The sequence below is a fragment of the Micromonospora sp. bgisy143 genome, assembly GCF_057708145.1.
On sequence record NZ_JBYIRN010000014.1, the window covers coordinates 28877 to 45225 of the forward strand.

The window sequence follows — 16349 nt, forward strand, 5'->3', positions numbered from 1 at the left end:
CATCGATCCGCTGCGCCGGCTCGGGCAGCCCGCGCGGGTGTCCGCCTGTGCCCGCCGGGTGGTGCAATGGGGGCATCGCGACGGTGTCGATGACGGAGGCGCGCGTGGATGGTGTGGAGTTGCTTCTCGCCGCCCTGGCGCTCGGCGCGTCGACCGGCGTCGCCGACGCGACGAGTGCCACGGTCCGCGACGCGGCCGAGAGCTTCCGCGCTTTGGTGCGGCGGCGGCTGAGCGGCGACGGTCAGCAGGCGCTGCGGTCGTTGGACGCCGAGGGCGATGAGTCGGGCGTCTGGCAGGTACGCCTCGCCGACGACCTCACCCGCGCGGGCGTGGACCGGGACGAGCAGATCCTCCGCCTCGCCCGGGACCTGTTGGCGCAGGCCCGGGCCGGGGCGCGCACAGAGATCGGGCATGTCGACCTGCGGGGGGCCAAGGGCGTCCAGGTCGGCGATTCCAACATCCAGTACAACACCTTCAACTGAGGTAGCTGGGTGGATGGGCGCGAGCGGGCAGCCGGAGGACGACCGGTCGCGCGACGTGGACGCTCGCCAGGCGCGTGGTGTGCAGTTCGGCGACCACAACGTGCAGTACAACAGTTTCGGGCCCGTGGTGCGGTCGGCTTACCTGGCCGAGGTGGACCGGATCGCCCCCGCGGACCTGCGCGATCGGGACGACGAGCTGGCGCGGCTCGCGGCGTTCTGCACCGGCGACGGACCGGACGGCTACCTGCGGTGGGAGGCGGGCCGGGGCGCCGGGATGACGGCGCTGCTGTCCTGGTTCGTCCTGCACCCGCCGCCGGGCGTACGGGTGGTGTCGTACTTCGTCGTCGCCGGTCGCACCGAGCGGGAGACCCGCGACGCGTTCGTGGACGTGGTGTTGGAGCAGTTGGTCGAGCTGACCGACGGGTCGATGCCCGGGCATCTCACCGGGTCCACCCGGGAGGCGCACCTGTTGGGCCGGTACGCCGACGCCGCCCAGGCGTGCGAGCGGCGGGACGAGCGGCTGGTGCTGGTCGTCGACGGGCTGGACGACCGGCGCAACGCCACCCGGGTCGCGACGCTGCTGCCGGACCGTCTGCTCGGTGGGATGCGGGTGGTGCTCGGTACAGGCTTCGGGTGGCAGGCGCCCGCCGAACTCCCGGTGCGGCACCCGCTGCGCCAGCACAGCCGTCCCGTCGTGCTGGCGCCTTTCGTTACTCCCGACGAGCGGGCCCGGCGGCAGGCGCAGGACGCCCGGCGGGCCGACGAGCGTGCCCGACGGGAGGCGGAGCGACGTCAGGCCGCCGACGAGCGTCGTGCCGCGCAGGAGCAGATCGACAGGTGGCGCAGCGCTGAGGCGGACCGGAGCGCCCCGGCGGCTCGGGCCGCGGCCGTACGGCGGGCGATGGTGTTTGTGGCCGGTTGGACCGGCCTGCTCGTCCTGGTCAGCTGTTACGCGTGGGGCTGGTCCTCTCCCAGGGTGGCGGGCATCCTGAGCCTCCAGCTCCTGGCGGGCGGGCTGGCGGCCGCGCTCGTGCTTGGCGCGACCGCGTTCCGGCTCGGTGGCGCCTACCGGGCTTCCCCGACCTCGTTCGCCGCCTGGATCGATCGGTCCCGGTACGGGCTGCTGCTACAGCTGATCACCTTCTCGCTCTTCCTCATGCTGGCCGGCGCTGCCGCCGGCGACTATCTCGACGCCCGGGACCACCACCGGTTGGAACAGTCCCTCGGCCGGGCCGGGACATGGCCCTCCTTCGCGGAGGTGGTGGCGTTCATGTTCCTGGTGCTCATCACATTCGGCTGCGTGGCGGCCGGGGTCTATCTGGCGGGCCGGTCCGGCCGCGCCTGGTACGAACGCCACCGGGAACAGGAGCGTGCGTACCGGGCGGCCGTCGACGCGTTGGCCGCCGCGACCGAGCGGGAGGAGTACGCGCGAATGAGCGTGGATGGACTGTCCCCGCAGCCGGCTGACCGGGCCAGGGCGTATCAGGGCCTGATGGCCCGGATAGCGGGGCAACACCACCGGCGTCAGCGACCCCGCTGATGCCCACTCCGCGCGACGGCGGCGGTCGTCAGGCGACCAGTGAGACCCGCCCGTTGTCCAGGTCGTAGCGGGCGCCCACGACCCGCAGAGCGCCCTGGTGCACCTTCTCGGCGATGATCGGGCTGCGGGCCGAGAGCGCCCGCACCTGGGCGGCGATGTTGGCGCGAACGCCGTTCTCCACCGGGTCGCCGGGCTGGTTCAGCACCGGCTCGACCACCGGGCGCAGGCTCTCGACGATGGTGCCGATGTGGCCCGGAGCGGTGCCGCCGGTGCGGATGGTGTCGATGGTGGCCGTGATCGCGCCACAGCGTTCGTGCCCCAGGACGACGATCAGCAGGCTGCCGAACTCCTCCACGGCGAACTCCACGCTGCCCAGCAGCAGGTCGTCGACGATGTTGCCGGCCACCCGGTTGTCGAACAGGTCACCGAGCCCCTGGTCGAACAGCACCTCGGGCGCGACCCGGGAGTCCGCGCAGCCGACCGTGACGGCGAACGGGTGCTGGCCGGCGGCGAGGCGGTGCAGGTCGTCCAGGCTCTGGTGCGGGTGTCGGCCGTGACCGCTGGTGAAGCGGTGGTTGCCGGTGAGCAGTCGACGCAGCGCCTCGGCCGGCGTACCGACCGGATCGTCGGCGGGCGGCGCGGCGGCGCTCGCCGACGACGGACCCGCGACGGCCGCGCCGAGCGCGACGGCCGTCGCGCCACCGGCGGCCAGCAGGGAACGGCGAGACATATGAGTACGACCCACGGCGGTCCTCCCGGGTGTGCGGCGAATCGTCTCCTTCCTACCATGATCCCTCCACAGTGGTTGTTCGACGTTCTGCCGCCGACCGATCGCCGTCGGCCGCGAGGATCGTGGGTGGGTGCGTGGATCCTTTGGAGCTGATGTCACAGGCGAATCAGACGCCCCGGCCACCACGCGACGGCGAGGCGGCCGGGGGTCGGGGGCTGCGGCTGCGAGGGCCGGGGTGGGTGGGTCGGCGGCTCAGCGGTCCGCGCTGTCGAGGGCGGCGACCTCGCGTACCGCCTGGGCGACGGTCGCGAAGTCCTTCTTGAGGATCGCGCCGTGGTTGCTGGCCACCTTGGCGTGGACCTGGATGTTCGGGTTGCGGACGGTCACCGCGTCGAGGCTGGCGCGGATACGTTCCTGCTCGTCACCCTTGCTGCCGAGGGACGTTCCCGAGGCGACCACGTACCGCACCGGCACGGTGATGGCGTCGAGCACCGGGCCCAGTTCGCGTTCGCGGGAGAGCCGGCCCAGTTCGATGTTGCTCTCCGCCTGCTGGGCGGCGCTCATCCGGGGCATCAGCCCGGTCGGCCGCAGCAGCGGCGCGATGAGGCGCAGGCGCCGGAACAGCTTGCGGATCCGCTGCTCCATTGCCTCGTCCAGCCAGTCGTGCGGGAACGCGCCGTCGACCAGCACCGTGCCGATGGTGCGCTCCGGGTTGCGATTGGCCCAGTGCGCCGCGACCACGGCCCCGTACGACCAGCCGACGATGACCGCCCGCTGCACGCCGCGGGCGGCGAGGACGGCGTCGACGTCCCGCACGGCCGCTTCGAACGAGTAGTCCGCCGAGCGCCCCGATTTTCTGCCCCGCGCTCGCTCGTCGTAGGTGATGTGCCGCCATCGGGTGCCCAGGTCGGCGAGGACCTGCCGCCAGTACCCCTGGGTGGCGAACTGGCCGTTGAGGTAGAGCACCGGCACGCCGGTGCCGCCGGTGTCGGTGACGGCCAGGGCGGTGTCGTCGACCGGCACCATGCCGGTCCACGTCGAATGGGTGGGGGAGGGGTTGGGCGTCGTCATGGTCGTACTCCTTTGGGGTTGTGGTGTCAGAGGCTGCGGGCGGTGATGTCGCCGCGCGAGGTGGTGGCGTGGATGTCGAGGTCGGCGCTGCCGTGGTTGACCAGGGCGTTGCTGACGCGGCCGTGGTCGGTTCCGGCGTCCAGGGAGGCCGAGACGCCGCTGGCCGCGGCGACCGAGATGTCGCCGGACCGGGTACGCAGCACGACCCGGCCGCGCGTCGCCTGCGCGACGCGGATGTCGCCCCGCGTGGTGCTGATCTCGGCGGGGCCGTTGAGCCGACCGACCTCGACGGTGCCGTCGATCGCGGTGAGCCGCATGCTCGCCGCCTCGTCGACCTTGATGTGGCGGTACGCGCCGTCCACGGTGACGTCACCGAGGCGGCCGACGCCGCGCAGCTCGGCGCTGGCGGCCCTGACCTCGACCCGCGAGTCGGTGGGCAGTTGGACGGTGACCTCCACCGAGCCGGTGGCGCCCAGGAGCTGGTTGGCGGGGGAGGCGGTGGTGACCCGCAGGACGCCGTCGGCGTACCCGATGGTGGTCTGCTCGGCGGCGCGGGTGTCGCGGCTGCGGCCGGCGTCGGCGGGTCGGACCTCGACGATGGTGTCGGCGCGGTCGGCGGCGATGAACTGGACGCGTCCGGCGGGGATGTCCAGGACGGCGGCGATGGGGGCGGGGGTGGCGAAGCTCTGCACGGCGTTCTCCGATGCTCGTTCCGGCCTTTCTGACATCAGAAACGCTACGTTGCTTTCCATGCTACGGCAACGAGCAAATTGCATCTACATCGAGTATTAGCAGCTCAAAGGGCTATAAACGTTGCAACGGTCCTGCTGATAAAGCAACGCTCGCCGGTGTTGCCATTGCAATAGGCTGATGGTGAACGCTATGGTGGCGGGGCCGCGCAGGACGACCACACCGAGGAGACCACCGTGCCGGGAGGCAGGCTCACCCAGCAGGAACGTCAGCAGATCGCGTCGGGCTTGGCCGACAACCTCCCGTACGCCGAGATCGCCCGTCGCCTCGACCGTCCGACCTCGACCGTCACCCGCGAGGTGTTGCGCAACGGCGGCCCGAACGCCTACCGCGCGGACCTCGCCCACCGTGCCACCGAACGTCGCGCCCGCCGCCGCGCACCGGCCGCCACCCGGAGCGGCGGGTCGGTCCCGCAGCCGCACGGCCGCGATGCCGAGGCGGTCGCCGAGTACGCGGAGACGTTCACGACGGTCCTCATGTCATCGGGCCTGAACAAGATGGGGGCCCGGGTGCTGACCTGCCTGTTCACCACCGACACGGGCAGCCTCACCGCGGCGGAGCTGGCCCAGCGCCTGCACGTCAGCCCGGCGTCCATCTCCAAGGCGATCAGCTTCCTGGAGAGTCAGAGCCTCGTGCGCCGGGAGCGGGACGAGCGCCGCCGCGACCGTTACGTCGTCGACACCGAACTCTTCTACCAGGCGACGATCGCCAGCGCCCGGGCGAACGACCAGCTCTCCGCGACCGCACGCCAGGGCGTCGCCGTCCTGGGCCAGCACACCCCCGCCGCCGCCCGCCTGGAGAACGTCGCCCGCTTCCTCGACTTCATGAGCGAGAGCATCACCCGCGCCGCCGAACAGGCCCGCGACGTCCTGCACGCACGCTAGTTCCGGTCCGGGCGGTGACGGGCGTACGCGTCGACGCGCCCCCAGCGCCCGGGGATGTCCAGCAGCGCGATCCGGTCGAAGGCGGACGGCAGCGCCGGGTTCACGGCCAGGTGTTCCTCGTGCGGGTCGAGGCCGAGCATGGTGCGCAGCAACAGCATCGGCGCGCCGCTGGACCACGCCTGCGGGCTGCCGGCGGTGGGATATCGGACCGGGTACCGGGTGGTGCTGCGGTCGAAGCCGCCGAACGCCTCGGGCAGCCGCCCCTGGAAGTAGGTCGCGGCGGACAGGATGCCCTCGGCGATCCGACCCGCCTCGCTGAGGAACCCGTAACGGCGCAGGCCCCACGCGATGAACGAGTTGTCGAACGGCCAGACCGTGCCGTTGTGGTAGCCGAGCGGGTTGTAGCGGCTCTGCCCGGCGGCGAAGGTCCGTACGCCCCAGCCGGAGAAGAGCGCCGGACCCATCAGGTGCTCCACCACCCGCGCGGCCCGGTCGGGCGCCACGATGCCACTCCACAGCAGGTGCCCGATGTTCGAGGAGAGGCTGTCCACGGGCGTGCCGTCGTGGTCGAGCGCGAGGGCGTAGTAGCCCCGGTCCTCCAGCCAGAAATCCCGGTTGAAACGCTCGTACAACGCCGCCGCCTCCCGTTCCAGCCGCTCGGCGTAGGCCGGGTCACCCCAGAAGGCGCGCGCCATCCGCGCCCCGCGGAGCTTGGCGTCGTAGGCGTACCCCTGGACCTCGCAGGTCGCCCTCGGGAAGCCGGGCAGCCTGCCGTCGGCGTAGGAGATGCTGTCCCAGGAGTCCTTCCAGCACTGGTTGTCCAGGCCGGTGGCCCGGTTGCGGCGCCGGTACCAGACGTAGCCGGTCGACGTCAGGTCCGCGTACGTGTCGATCCAGGTCAGGGCCGCGCGGGCCTCCTGCTCCAACTCCATCACCAACGCGGTGTCGCCGCTCCACCGCTCGTACTCGTCGAGCAACACGACGAACAGCGGCGACGCGTCGACGGTCCCGTAGTAGGGGGAGTGCGGCTGCTCCTCGAACGCGGCCGACTCCCCGTAGCGCAGCTCGTGCAGAATCCGGCCGGGATCCTCCTCCAGCACGTCGTCGGTCCGGGCGCCCTGGAGCGAGGCGAGAATCCGCAGGGTCGGCGGGGCCAGTGACGGTGTGACGGGCAGGGTCTGGAGGCAGGTCAGCAGGCTGTCCCGGCCGAACAGGGTCATGAACCAGGGCAGCCCGGCCGCGGGTACGGCAGCTCCGCTGAGCGACAGCGGCGCGAAACGCAGCGCCGCGAGGTCCACCAGGCTGCGGTGGTACACCTGTTGGAGGGTCGCGCTCTCGGTGTCCAGCGTCGGCGCCTGCGCCACCCACTCGCGCACGCTGTCCGGCAGCGTCGACTCGCTCGGGCGCTGGGCCCGCAGGGGAGCGCGCAGGTCGACGTCGTCCGGTCGCAGTGCCCGCATGACCACCTGCAACCGGGTGTCCCACTGCTCCCCGGGCCGCAGCCGCACCGCGAACCGCAGACCACGCGCGTCGATGCTGGCCGCCTCGCTTGTCGACACGACGACCTCACGCCGGTACATGCCGCGTCGATAACCGACTCGCAACTCGTTCGCGTCGACGTCGGTGTAGTAGCTGCCCACCTTGTCCTGGATGTCGAACTTGATCTCGAAGATGTCGGCGAAGTCGGCCTCCACCTCCAGCCGTACGTCGAGGTCGACCACACCCTGGCCGTAGTTGAAGATCGTCAGCGTCTCGACCAGGTCCGGGCCGATGCGTCGCCGCCGGATCGCCGACACGTCCGCCTCCACGTAGTCGACGGCCCCGCCCGGCACCACGAAGAACGTGACCTCGTAGTACTGGCTGTCGTCCACCGACAGGGCATCCAGCCGTTCGCCATTGACGGTGAGCACCCAACGGGACAGGAAGCGCGTGTCGGCGGCGAACAGTCCCACCGGTGTGCCGGGCGACGACTCCACGTCCCCACTGGCGTCCGACACGATGAAGGTGTTGCCGTCGATGCAGGACACCGTGCCCGGGATGTCCCTCACGGCGCACTGGTCGCCGTCGGCCGGCCCGCTCCCGGGTCACCCTCGGCCGCGCGGGGAAACAGCCGCCCGAGACGCAGCGCCAGGGAGAGGTCGCCGTCGACCAGGATCTCGCCACGCTCGATCGCCGCCAGCCCGTTCACCTCGCCGCGCGCCATCGCCTCGGCCACCTGCGCCGACACCCGGATGACGGTGTTGGCGGGGTCCCCACTCTGCGACACCCGTAGTTTCCCGTGGTCGATGACCAGGAGCCACTGCTCCAGGTCGTCCCCGGCGGAGATGTCGAAGCGCACACTCCCGCACACCTTGCTGAACCGCGGATCCTGGCACGCGGCGGCCAGCCGCTCGAAGAACTCGCTGGTCGCCGTCATCCCACCTCCCTGGAAAAAGCGGATGACGGCTACCCGTTGCGGGCTGTTCCTAACGCTCCGGCCGACGGAATTGACGTATCGCCACGGCGGGCGCACGGCACACAATGTGCGCCGTGGCGAAGGAACAGGTGCTGGCGAAGGTGGCGGCCGATCTGGAGCGTGGGCACGTGCACCCCGCGATGCAGCGGCTGGCGAGCCTGACCGCCGCGTACCCCGATGACCTGGAGTTGCGGGCGCGGCGTGCCGCGCTCTACCGGCAGGTGGGCAACGTGGCCGAGGCCGGACGGTGGGGCTTCCTCGGCGAGGACGCCAGCGCGCGGGAGGTCGCGGCGTTCGAGCGGGCCTACGGGAACGCCTGGCGGCGTCTGCGCGCGTTGCGGGTGACCACGGACCCGAGCGGCCGGCTCGGGCCGGTGGCGGGCGCGCGCTTCGCCCGGTTGCTGGAGCAGGCCGGACGGGACGAGCCCGTCACCTGGACCGATGACGGGCCACGTCCCGAGGAGCCGAGTTCGTGGCGGGACGGGCTGGGCTGCCTGGTGGCGGCGGTGATCGGCGTGGTGCTGGTAACGCTGTGCGTGGTCGGCCTGGTCACCGTGCTCCGGTGGCTGCTCTAGTCGAGGTCGAAGTCGACCACGACCGGCGCGTGCCGGACCCGCAGCGGGGTCGCGGTGTCGAAACCGGCCGCGTCGCGGTGCCACACCGGCTGGGCGTACGAGCAGTCGCAGCGCAGCTTCACCCGCTGCCCGGGCAGCAGCCGCAGGGCGTATCCACTGCCCGCGTCCGCCACGCCGGCCAGGTCCCCGGTCACCGCGTCGAACGCGAGCACCTGGGCGTAGGTGAGCAGTTCGTCGACGCGTACCGCCCCGCTGACCGGGGTGCCGGCGGGCAGCGCCTGGTTGAGGGTCACCGTCCGCTGGGCGCGGACCCGCACGGCGCGCGCCTGCGCCCGGGTGCCCACTCCGCCGGACCAGACGGTGGCGAAACCGCCCGCGGCGAACTGCACCGGCCACTCGTACGGCCCGAGTCCCGTGATCGTGTAGCGGCCGTTCTCGTCGGTGGTGGGCCCGTGGTCGTCGTACTTGGGGTCCGGCACGTACGGCACCACCATCACCAGCGCTCGCGGGACCGGCGCGCCCGTCGCCGCGTCGGTCACCACCCCGACGACCGTGCCCGGCGCATCGAGCCGGATGTCGGGTGCGCTGGTCACCGCGCCGGCCCGGACCCGGACCACGGACGCACGCTCACGCTCACCGGTGCCGCCGTGCCGGCCGACCCACTGCCAACCGTGCCGGGTCGTGTCGTAGGGGCGCACGAGCAGCCGGTACTCCCCGGGGGCGACGTTGTCGGCCACCAGGTTGCCCTGCTCGTCGGCGCAGCCGCCGTACCGACCGAGTTGGTCCTGGCCGAGGGTGACCGCCGCCAGCGCCGCGGCGTCGGTGGGCACGAGCGCCGCGCAGGCCCGGGGCACCGGCGCGCCGGTGGCCGCGTCGCGCACGACGGCGCGGACGCCGCCGGGTGCGGGCGCGGGATCGGGGGTACGCGCCACCGCCGGATCGACGGCCTGCACGACGAGTAGCGCGACGGCGACGGTGGTGGTCAGTTTGCGCAGGAGGGTAGGGCTCACGGGCATGCTCCTCGCGGCGACGAGACGGGGGGTGAGCCGACCGTAACGGCCTGCGCTTGATCTAAATCGGTCAATGTCGTGATGCTGACTGAAGGTGGCGGGTGTACTGGGATTCCCGCGTTCTGCCCGAACCGGGCGCACGTCCCACAACTACCGCATACCGTCACCAGAGCGGACACCGCTGCCCGCGGCGGCGACGCCTACCGGAAGGGACCGGACATGAGCCGTGTCGAGACCGTGCTCCTGCCCGAGCTGGACGGGCCGGCGTCGCCGGCCCTGCCGCGGGCCCTCGGCCTGCTGAGCCTGGCCCTGGGCGTGGGCGCGCTGGCCGCGCCCCGACCGCTCGCGCGACTGACCGGCGTGGACGACTCCCCGGCGGCGCAGGCGGTCATCGGGGCCGTCGGCGCCCGCGAACTGGTACACGCCGTCGGCCTGCTCAGCGGTCGCCGCCCCACCGGCTGGACGTGGACGCGGGTGGCCGGTGACGCACTCGACCTCACCCTGCTGGGCAGGGCGATGGCCGACCGGCGCGGTGAGCGACGCCGCCGACTGGCGCTGACCACCGCCGCGATCGCCGGCATCGCCGCCCTGGACGTCGCCGCCGCCGTCGCCGGAGGGCGTGCCCGCCGGGCCCGGGCGCGGATGATCCGGATGGAGATCGCGGTGACGGTCAACCGGTCGCCCGCCGAGGCGTACCGGTTCTGGCGCGACATGGAGAACCTGCCCCGGTTCATGGCGCACCTGGAGTCGGTACGCGCCGACGACCTGCGCATCTCGCACTGGGTCGCCCGTGGGCCGGCAGGTCGCCGCGTCGAGTGGGACGCCGAGATCATCGACGACCAGCCGAACAGGTCGATCACCTGGCGGTCACTGCCCGGCGCCCGGGTGGCCAACGCCGGTCGGGTCGCATTCGTACCCGCTCCGGGCGACCGAGGCACCGAGGTCCGGGTGCAACTGCGCTACGCGCCACCGGCCGGCGCGCTCGGCCGGGCCGTGGCGAAGCTCTTCGGTGAGGAGCCCGAGCAGCAGGTCCGCGACGACCTGCGCCGGTTCAAGCAGGTGCTGGAGGCGGGCGAGGTGGTCCGCTCCGAGGGCAGCCCGAACGGCATCTCCGTACGCCAGCAGGCCATGCAGCGGCCCGCGCAGCCGCTGCCGACGTCCCGTCGTTGACCGCTTCTTGAAGGGGCGAAGGAATGAAGGCCACCGCCTGGATGGGCACCGACACCGTCAAGGTGATCGACGTGCCCGACCCGACGATCATGAACGCCCGGGACGCCATCGTACGGGTCAGTACCACCGCGATCTGCGGCTCCGACCTGCACCTCTACCACGGCTACATCCCGGCAATGCGCAAGGGCGACATCCTCGGCCACGAGTTCATGGGCGAGGTGGTCGAGGTCGGTCCGCAGGTGCGCAACCTCAAGCCCGGCGACCGGGTGGTGGTGCCGTTCCCGATCGCCTGCGGGCACTGCTCCTCCTGCCAGCGCGGCCTCTACTCGGTGTGCGAGAACTCCAACCCCAACGCCGGCATCGCCGAGAAGGTCATGGGCCACTCGCCGGCCGGCATCTTCGGCTACTCCCACCTGCTCGGCGGGTACGCGGGCGGCCAGGCCGAGTACGCGCGGGTGCCGTTCGCCGACGTCGGCCCGATCAAGGTGCCCGACGAGATCCCCGACGACCAGGCCGTCATGCTCGCCGACGTCTTCCCGACCGGTTACATGGGCGCCGAGATGTGCGACATCAAGCCCGGACAGGTCATCGCGATCTGGGGCGCGGGGCCGGTGGGTCTGCTCGCCGCGGCCAGCGCCCGACTGCTCGGCGCGGAGCGGGTGATCGTCATCGACCGGTACCCGTACCGGCTGCGGCTCGCCGCCGAACACGCCGACGCCGAGACACTCAACTACGAGGACGTCGACGTGCTGGACGCCCTCAACGAGATGACCGCCGGTCGGGGCCCCGACGCGTGCATCGACGCGGTCGGCCTGGAGGGCCACCACGGCAACTCCGCGATGTACGCGTACGACCGGGCCAAGCAGGCCACCCGGACCGAGACGGAACGGCCGTTCGCGTTGCGGGAGGCGATCCTGGCCTGCCGATCCGGGGGAGTGGTGTCGGTCGTGGGCGCGTACGGCGGCTTCGTGGACAAGTTCCCGATGGGCGCCTTCATGAACCGCTCACTGATCATGCGTACCGGCCAGTGTCATGTGCAGCGCTACACCCGACCCCTGCTCGAGCGCATCCAACGCGGCGAGATCGACCCCAGCTTCATCGTCAGCCACCGCATGCCCCTGCGCGACGCCCCCAAGGGCTACAAGATCTTCCAAAAGAAACAAGACAACTGCACCAAGGTCCTCCTCAAGGTCTAACCGCCCCGCCCCGCCCCGCCCCACTCCGCCCCGCCCCGCTCCGCTCCCCGCGATCTTGCACTTTCGGTGGCGACAAAGGGTGCGTATCGCCCCAACTCGGCAACCAAAAGTGCAAGATCGGCGCGGGAGGGGGTGGGGACGCGCGCGGGAGGGGTGTGTTTGTGGTCCGTGGGCTCGGGAACGCGGCTCGTTCGTTCCGGAGACGGGAGGGAGCGGGTCATGGATTACGAGCAGATGATCGCGACCGTACGACAGCGGGGCGGCCTGGGGGAGAACGAGGCCGTGCGCTCGGTGCAGGCCGTCCTGTCGGTGCTCGGCGAACGACTCGCCGGACAGGAGGCCGACAACCTCGCGGCACAGCTGCCCGACCGGTTGAACGCGTCCGTCACCCGTAACCCGCAGGGCCGCCGGTGGGACGTCGGCGACTTCCTGAAGCACGTCGGGGACCGCGAGCAGGTCGCCAACGCGGACCAGGTACGCGAACACGCCCGGGTCGTGCTGAGTACCGTCGCCGAGGCGCTCGACGACGACGACCGGAACGACCTTTTGGCCCAGTTGCCCGGCGGCATCACCGACCTGTTCGGCGTACCCACCCCGCGGGGCTGAGCGCGCTCACGCTCTCAGCGGGCGCGGACCCCGGCCTCCACGGTCAGGGTCCCCGCCTCGGCGTCGATGCTGGCCCGCGCGCCGAGCGGAACCGTGAGCTGCCCATTGCCGTGCCCGAGGCGCAACCCGCCCAGGACGGGCACGCCCAGGTCGTACAAGCGGTCCTTGAGCACCGCCGCCGCGTCCCACTCGCCGGCACCGCCGACGCTGTTGGTGATCTGACCGACGACCACCCCGGCGACGCGGGACAGCACGCCCACCCGGCGCAGCTCGGTCAGCATCCGATCGATGCTGTACGGAGCCTCGTCCACGTCCTCGAAGAACAGGATCGCGTCGTCGAAGCGCGGCGCGTCCGCCGCGCCGAGCGAGGTGGAGAGCATCGTCAGGGTCCCGCCGAGCAGTGGACCCGACGCGCGCCCCGGCACCACCACCGGGGCGGTCGTCTCGGCCGGGTCCCGGGTGATGGTGACGGGCGCGGTGGTCATCACCGCGCTTCGCAACGCCTCGGCCGACTCGGGGCCGGTGCGGCTGTCACTCCAGTTGACCATCGGCCCGTAGAAGGTGACCAGCCCGGTCTCGCGCCAGAGCCTGCCGTGGAGGCTGGTGATGTCGCTGAAACCGACGACCACCCGGGGATCGCGGCGTAGGCCGGACACGTCGATCGCATCGACGATCCGCTGCGTGCCGTAGCCGCCACGGGCGGCGAAGACACCGCGTACGCCCGGGTCGTTGAGCGCGGCGTTCAGGTCCGCCAGGCGCTGCGCGTCGGTGCCGGCCAGGTAGCCGTACTTCGCGTAGACGTGCTCACCCAGCTCCACCTCCAGGCCCCAGCTCCGCAGGATCTCGATGCCGCGCGCCATGTTCGTCGGGTTGGGGGTGCCTCCGGGCGACACCACCCGCACCCGGTCGCCGGGTGCCAGCGCCGGAGCCCGCAGCGCTCGTCGGGTACGCGAAGCGGGCGCAGCGTGCGCGGACGCGGCGTCCGGATGCCCGGCGAGCACCACGCCGCCGGCCGCCGCCGCTCCCATGCCCAGCATGCGACGCCGCGACAGGGGCGGCCGAGCGGACGTGCGGGTCGGAGCGGGATCGGTGCCGGAACCGGCCACAGTCGTGCCTCCATCGTCAGCGCCGTGCGAGCCGCTACAGCCTATGACGATGATCGATGTCGTGGGGGGTCCACAGAGGACGGACAAAGGTCAGGGGATGGGCCACTCGTGCACCGGTCGGTTGCTGTGCATCAGCTCCACGTAGTGCCGCACCACCTCGCGCAGCGCCTCCGGTCGGTCCAGATGGTCGGCGGACTCCAACCGGTGCAACGTCGCCACCTGCCAGGTCGCGCCGTTGCGGCTGGTCAGGCAGCGCTGCTCGATGACGCCCAACAGCCGGTCCCGCTCGGTCGGGTCGAGACCCCACCGGTCCAGACCGTGGTGCGCCATCGGCAGCAGCCGGCGCAGCACCAGCTCGGTGACCGGCAGGTAGCCGAGGCCGGGCCAGAAGACCTGCGCATCGATGCCGTGCCGGGCGCAGCTGGTGAAGTTTTCCTCGGCGGCGCTGAACGACATCTGCGACCACAGTGGCCGGTCCGACTCGGCCAGGGCGCGGACCAGCCCGAAGTAGAAGGCGCCGTTGGCGATGGTGTCCAGCACGGTCGGCCCGGCCGGCAGCACGCGGTTTTCCACGCGCAGGTGCGGCCGGCCGCGCGACACGTCGTACACCGGGCGGTTCCAGCGGTAGATCGTGCCGTTGTGCAGCCGCAGTTCGGCGAGGTTGGGCACCTCCCCGGCCGCCAGGGTCTGCGCCGGGTCCTGCGGGTCGCACACCGGCAGCAGCGCCGGGAAGTATCGGACGTTCTCCTCGAACAGGTCGAAGACGCTGGTGATCCAGCGTTCGCCGAACCAGACTCTGGGGCGTACCCCCTGGGCTTTTATCTCTTCCGGCCTGGTGTCGGTGGCCTGCTGGAACAGCGGGATGCGGGTCTCGCGCCACAGCTCCCGACCGAACAGCAGCGGCGCGTTCGCGCCGAGCGCCACCTGGATGCCGGCGACCACCTGGGCGGCGTTCCAGTAGTCGGCGAACTGCGCCGGGCTGACCTGGAGGTGGAACTGAGTGCTGGTGCAGGCCGCCTCCGGGGTGATCGTGTCGGCGGTGACCGCCAGGCGCTCCACCCCGGAGATGGCGATCGGCAGGTCCTCGCCGCGCGCCGCGAAGATCTGCTCGTTGAGCAACTTGTAACGCGGGTTGGCCGAGAGCGTTTCGGCGGTCAGGTGCTCGGGGCGCAGCGTCGGCAGGATGCCGATCATGACCATGTGCGCGCCCACCGCGCGGGCCTTCTGCTCGGCCGCGTTGAGGCTGGCCCGCACGTGCTCCTCGAAGCCGGCGGTGCCGGTGCCCGTCAACCGGCGCGGCGGCACGTTGATCTCGATGTTGAACTGGCCCAGCTCCGTCTGGAAACTCGGATCCTCGATGGCCGCCAACACGTCGGCGTTGCGCATCGCCGGATTCGACGCCTCGTCCACGAGGTTCAACTCGATCTCCAGCCCCGTCATCGGCCGGTCGATGTCGAACCGCGACTCCCGCAGCATCTCGGCGAAGACATCCAGGCAGTTCCGCACCTTTTCCCGGTAACGGGCCCGATCCTCCCGACTGAAGGTCCGTACGCCGACGTCTTCGCCCATGGTCACCGCCCTGTCACCGCTGGTTCCCCCTAACCTCGCACGGGGCCGGGCGAGCGGGGAAGACCCGAGGGTCCTTTCCTACCCAGCCGTGGCCCCGGTGACCCCTGTCGCACGCTGCGTGGTCTGCGGGGGTGCGAACGGCCGGCACCGTTAGCATTGCCGGATGCGCGAGAAGGTGACCCGGCTGTTCGTCGTGGCGGCGATCGCCGAGGCCTGCTCCTGGCTGGCCCTGCTGGCCGGGATGGCCGTCAAGTACGGGCCGCCCGGCAACGAGCTGGGCGTGAAGATCTTCGGCCCGATCCACGGCGGCCTGTTCATCGCGTACGGGCTGCTGGTGCTCGCGGTGGCCCGGCTGCGCCGCTGGCGCCTGCCGGTGACCGTCGTGGCGCTGGCCTGCGCCGTGCCGCCGTTCGCCACCCTGATCTTCGAGCGCTGGGCACACCGCCGGGGCATGCTCGGCACCGCCGACCAACCGACCCGCGAGCCCACCCCGGTCGGCTGACCGGCCGCCGATCCGGCGCGCTCGGGCCCACCGGCGCTCAGGTCAGCGCGGAACAGGCCACCACACCGGCCAGCAGCAGCGCGCCGATCATCGCCTGCAACAGCAGCGGCGGCCCGAGGTGTGACCAGAGGGTCGCGGTGCGCGGGGTGAGCAACTGCCCGGTGGTCAGGTTGACGATCCGCTCGATGCGCGGCGGCAGGTCCGGGTCACGCTGCGGGCGAAGCGTGAGCTGCACCTGGTCGGCCGGGTGCAGGGCGCTCTGCGGCAGGTGCCCGTGCAGTTCCACCTCGCAGAGCTGACCGGCGGTGTTGCGCAGGCGTACCGGGGTGACCAGGTACTCCGGGCCCTGCTTCAGCTCCTTGAAGCGCCGGCGGGTGCCACCGCCGCCGAAGGAGAACAGCGCGCGCAGCAGCAGGGCCGGCAGCCGGGCGAACGCGGCGGCGGCGAGTACCGCGACGAGCACCGGTTGGCCGACCCGTATCTCCCGGGTGTAGCCGTCGAGCAGGCGGACCAGCCGCCCGGTGACGATCCGCTCCGTCGGGTGCACGATCCGTCGGGTATCGAGTCCGCTGTCCATCTCCACCACCGAGAGTCCGCTTGTGTTCACTGATCGTATCGATGTCCTCGGTTGAACGACGTGAATGAAACCTGGTCACGGGCTCACGCCCGCCAGGTGACATCCCGGACGACCCGGGTAAGCGGG

The 16349-nt window shown here is 71.8% G+C and carries 17 protein-coding genes; 8 read left to right on the forward strand and 9 right to left on the reverse strand.

The window, feature by feature from the left end; all coding sequences use genetic code 11:
* The first annotated feature begins 104 nt into the window (after positions 1-104).
* Together AC3EN4_RS17595 and AC3EN4_RS17600 are read left to right on the forward strand one after the other, a co-directional pair.
* Positions 105-482, forward strand: a complete 378-nt coding sequence (locus AC3EN4_RS17595; protein ID WP_435206897.1) for a hypothetical protein — start codon at positions 105-107, stop codon at positions 480-482.
* Positions 483-495: 13 nt separating this feature from the next.
* Complete coding sequence (locus tag AC3EN4_RS17600) at positions 496-2022, forward strand: hypothetical protein (RefSeq protein ID WP_435206899.1); 1527 nt, start codon at positions 496-498, stop codon at positions 2020-2022.
* Positions 2023-2050: 28 nt separating this feature from the next.
* Here the strand turns inward: AC3EN4_RS17600 and AC3EN4_RS17605 are convergent, their stop codons facing one another.
* The 3 genes from AC3EN4_RS17605 to AC3EN4_RS17615 all read right to left on the reverse strand — a co-directional run bounded on the left by AC3EN4_RS17605 (position 2051) and on the right by AC3EN4_RS17615 (position 4551).
* Positions 2051-2752 (reverse strand): carbonic anhydrase, encoded by a 702-nt coding sequence (locus AC3EN4_RS17605; protein ID WP_435206900.1) that lies wholly within the window; start codon positions 2750-2752, stop codon positions 2051-2053.
* 252 nt (positions 2753-3004) lie between these two features.
* Positions 3005-3823, reverse strand: a complete 819-nt coding sequence (locus tag AC3EN4_RS17610; protein ID WP_435206902.1) for an alpha/beta fold hydrolase — start codon at positions 3821-3823, stop codon at positions 3005-3007.
* 26 nt (positions 3824-3849) lie between these two features.
* Positions 3850-4551: a DUF4097 family beta strand repeat-containing protein gene (locus AC3EN4_RS17615; RefSeq protein WP_435206903.1), complete on the reverse strand. Its 702-nt coding sequence runs from the start codon at positions 4549-4551 to the stop codon at positions 3850-3852.
* Between the two features lie 198 nt (positions 4552-4749).
* Between AC3EN4_RS17615 and AC3EN4_RS17620 the strand changes: the two genes are divergently transcribed.
* On the forward strand, positions 4750-5457 hold the full coding sequence (locus tag AC3EN4_RS17620; protein WP_435206905.1) for a helix-turn-helix domain-containing protein: 708 nt from the start codon (positions 4750-4752) through the stop codon (positions 5455-5457).
* On the opposite strand, the gene AC3EN4_RS17625 is transcribed toward AC3EN4_RS17620, so the two are convergent.
* Both AC3EN4_RS17625 and AC3EN4_RS17630 read right to left on the reverse strand, forming a co-directional pair.
* Entirely contained in the window at positions 5454-7496 is a 2043-nt protein-coding gene (locus tag AC3EN4_RS17625; protein WP_435207062.1) for an amylo-alpha-1,6-glucosidase, read from the reverse strand. The genes AC3EN4_RS17620 and AC3EN4_RS17625 overlap by 4 nt on opposite strands.
* A gap of 5 nt (positions 7497-7501) precedes the next feature.
* Positions 7502-7873 (reverse strand): SCP2 sterol-binding domain-containing protein, encoded by a 372-nt coding sequence (locus tag AC3EN4_RS17630; RefSeq protein WP_435206906.1) that lies wholly within the window; start codon positions 7871-7873, stop codon positions 7502-7504.
* A 113-nt stretch (positions 7874-7986) separates the two neighbouring features.
* Between AC3EN4_RS17630 and AC3EN4_RS17635 the strand changes: the two genes are divergently transcribed.
* A complete protein-coding gene (locus tag AC3EN4_RS17635) occupies positions 7987-8487 on the forward strand; it encodes a DUF6584 family protein (protein ID WP_435206907.1) in 501 nt (166 codons plus the stop codon).
* Here the strand turns inward: AC3EN4_RS17635 and AC3EN4_RS17640 are convergent.
* Positions 8484-9497 (reverse strand): carboxypeptidase regulatory-like domain-containing protein, encoded by a 1014-nt coding sequence (locus tag AC3EN4_RS17640; RefSeq protein ID WP_435206908.1) that lies wholly within the window; start codon positions 9495-9497, stop codon positions 8484-8486. The two genes, AC3EN4_RS17635 and AC3EN4_RS17640, sit on opposite strands and share 4 nt — an antisense overlap.
* A gap of 219 nt (positions 9498-9716) precedes the next feature.
* Here AC3EN4_RS17640 and AC3EN4_RS17645 point away from each other — a divergent pair, with 219 nt between their 5' ends.
* The 3 genes from AC3EN4_RS17645 to AC3EN4_RS17655 all read left to right on the forward strand — a co-directional run bounded on the left by AC3EN4_RS17645 (position 9717) and on the right by AC3EN4_RS17655 (position 12469).
* Positions 9717-10667, forward strand: coding sequence for an SRPBCC family protein (locus AC3EN4_RS17645; protein ID WP_435206909.1), 951 nt, complete (start codon positions 9717-9719; stop codon positions 10665-10667).
* 23 nt (positions 10668-10690) lie between these two features.
* On the forward strand, positions 10691-11863 hold the full coding sequence (locus AC3EN4_RS17650; RefSeq protein ID WP_435206911.1) for a zinc-dependent alcohol dehydrogenase: 1173 nt from the start codon (positions 10691-10693) through the stop codon (positions 11861-11863).
* Positions 11864-12082: 219 nt separating this feature from the next.
* Complete coding sequence (locus tag AC3EN4_RS17655; protein ID WP_435206913.1) at positions 12083-12469, forward strand: DUF2267 domain-containing protein; 387 nt, start codon at positions 12083-12085, stop codon at positions 12467-12469.
* Between the two features lie 14 nt (positions 12470-12483).
* On the opposite strand, the gene AC3EN4_RS17660 is transcribed toward AC3EN4_RS17655, so the two are convergent.
* Together AC3EN4_RS17660 and AC3EN4_RS17665 are read right to left on the reverse strand one after the other, a co-directional pair.
* A complete protein-coding gene (locus tag AC3EN4_RS17660) occupies positions 12484-13497 on the reverse strand; it encodes a S66 peptidase family protein (RefSeq protein ID WP_435206914.1) in 1014 nt (337 codons plus the stop codon).
* Between the two features lie 168 nt (positions 13498-13665).
* The gene (locus tag AC3EN4_RS17665) at positions 13666-15144 is read right to left on the reverse strand and encodes a glutamate-cysteine ligase family protein (RefSeq protein ID WP_435207064.1); all 1479 of its coding nucleotides are present in this window, start codon (positions 15142-15144) and stop codon (positions 13666-13668) included.
* Between the two features lie 163 nt (positions 15145-15307).
* On the opposite strand from AC3EN4_RS17665, the gene AC3EN4_RS17670 reads away from it, so the two are divergent.
* Entirely contained in the window at positions 15308-15646 is a 339-nt protein-coding gene (locus tag AC3EN4_RS17670) for a DUF3817 domain-containing protein (protein WP_435206916.1), read from the forward strand.
* Between the two features lie 37 nt (positions 15647-15683).
* Here AC3EN4_RS17670 and AC3EN4_RS17675 read toward each other — a convergent pair whose 3' ends face one another.
* A complete protein-coding gene (locus AC3EN4_RS17675; RefSeq protein ID WP_422740695.1) occupies positions 15684-16232 on the reverse strand; it encodes a hypothetical protein in 549 nt (182 codons plus the stop codon).
* Positions 16233-16349: the final 117 nt, after the last annotated feature.

Coding starts and splice junctions, on each gene's coding strand:
- AC3EN4_RS17600 (WP_435206899.1), top strand. CDS start 496: ATGGGCGCGAGCGGGCAGCCGGAGGACGACCGGTCGCGCGACGTGGAC.
- AC3EN4_RS17605 (WP_435206900.1), bottom strand. CDS start 2,752: ATGTCTCGCCGTTCCCTGCTGGCCGCCGGTGGCGCGACGGCCGTCGCG.
- AC3EN4_RS17610 (WP_435206902.1), bottom strand. CDS start 3,823: ATGACGACGCCCAACCCCTCCCCCACCCATTCGACGTGGACCGGCATG.
- AC3EN4_RS17615 (WP_435206903.1), bottom strand. CDS start 4,551: ATGTCAGAAAGGCCGGAACGAGCATCGGAGAACGCCGTGCAGAGCTTC.
- AC3EN4_RS17630 (WP_435206906.1), bottom strand. CDS start 7,873: ATGACGGCGACCAGCGAGTTCTTCGAGCGGCTGGCCGCCGCGTGCCAG.
- AC3EN4_RS17645 (WP_435206909.1), top strand. CDS start 9,717: ATGAGCCGTGTCGAGACCGTGCTCCTGCCCGAGCTGGACGGGCCGGCG.
- AC3EN4_RS17650 (WP_435206911.1), top strand. CDS start 10,691: ATGAAGGCCACCGCCTGGATGGGCACCGACACCGTCAAGGTGATCGAC.
- AC3EN4_RS17655 (WP_435206913.1), top strand. CDS start 12,083: ATGGATTACGAGCAGATGATCGCGACCGTACGACAGCGGGGCGGCCTG.
- AC3EN4_RS17660 (WP_435206914.1), bottom strand. CDS start 13,497: ATGGGAGCGGCGGCGGCCGGCGGCGTGGTGCTCGCCGGGCATCCGGAC.
- AC3EN4_RS17665 (WP_435207064.1), bottom strand. CDS start 15,144: ATGGGCGAAGACGTCGGCGTACGGACCTTCAGTCGGGAGGATCGGGCC.
- AC3EN4_RS17670 (WP_435206916.1), top strand. CDS start 15,308: ATGCGCGAGAAGGTGACCCGGCTGTTCGTCGTGGCGGCGATCGCCGAG.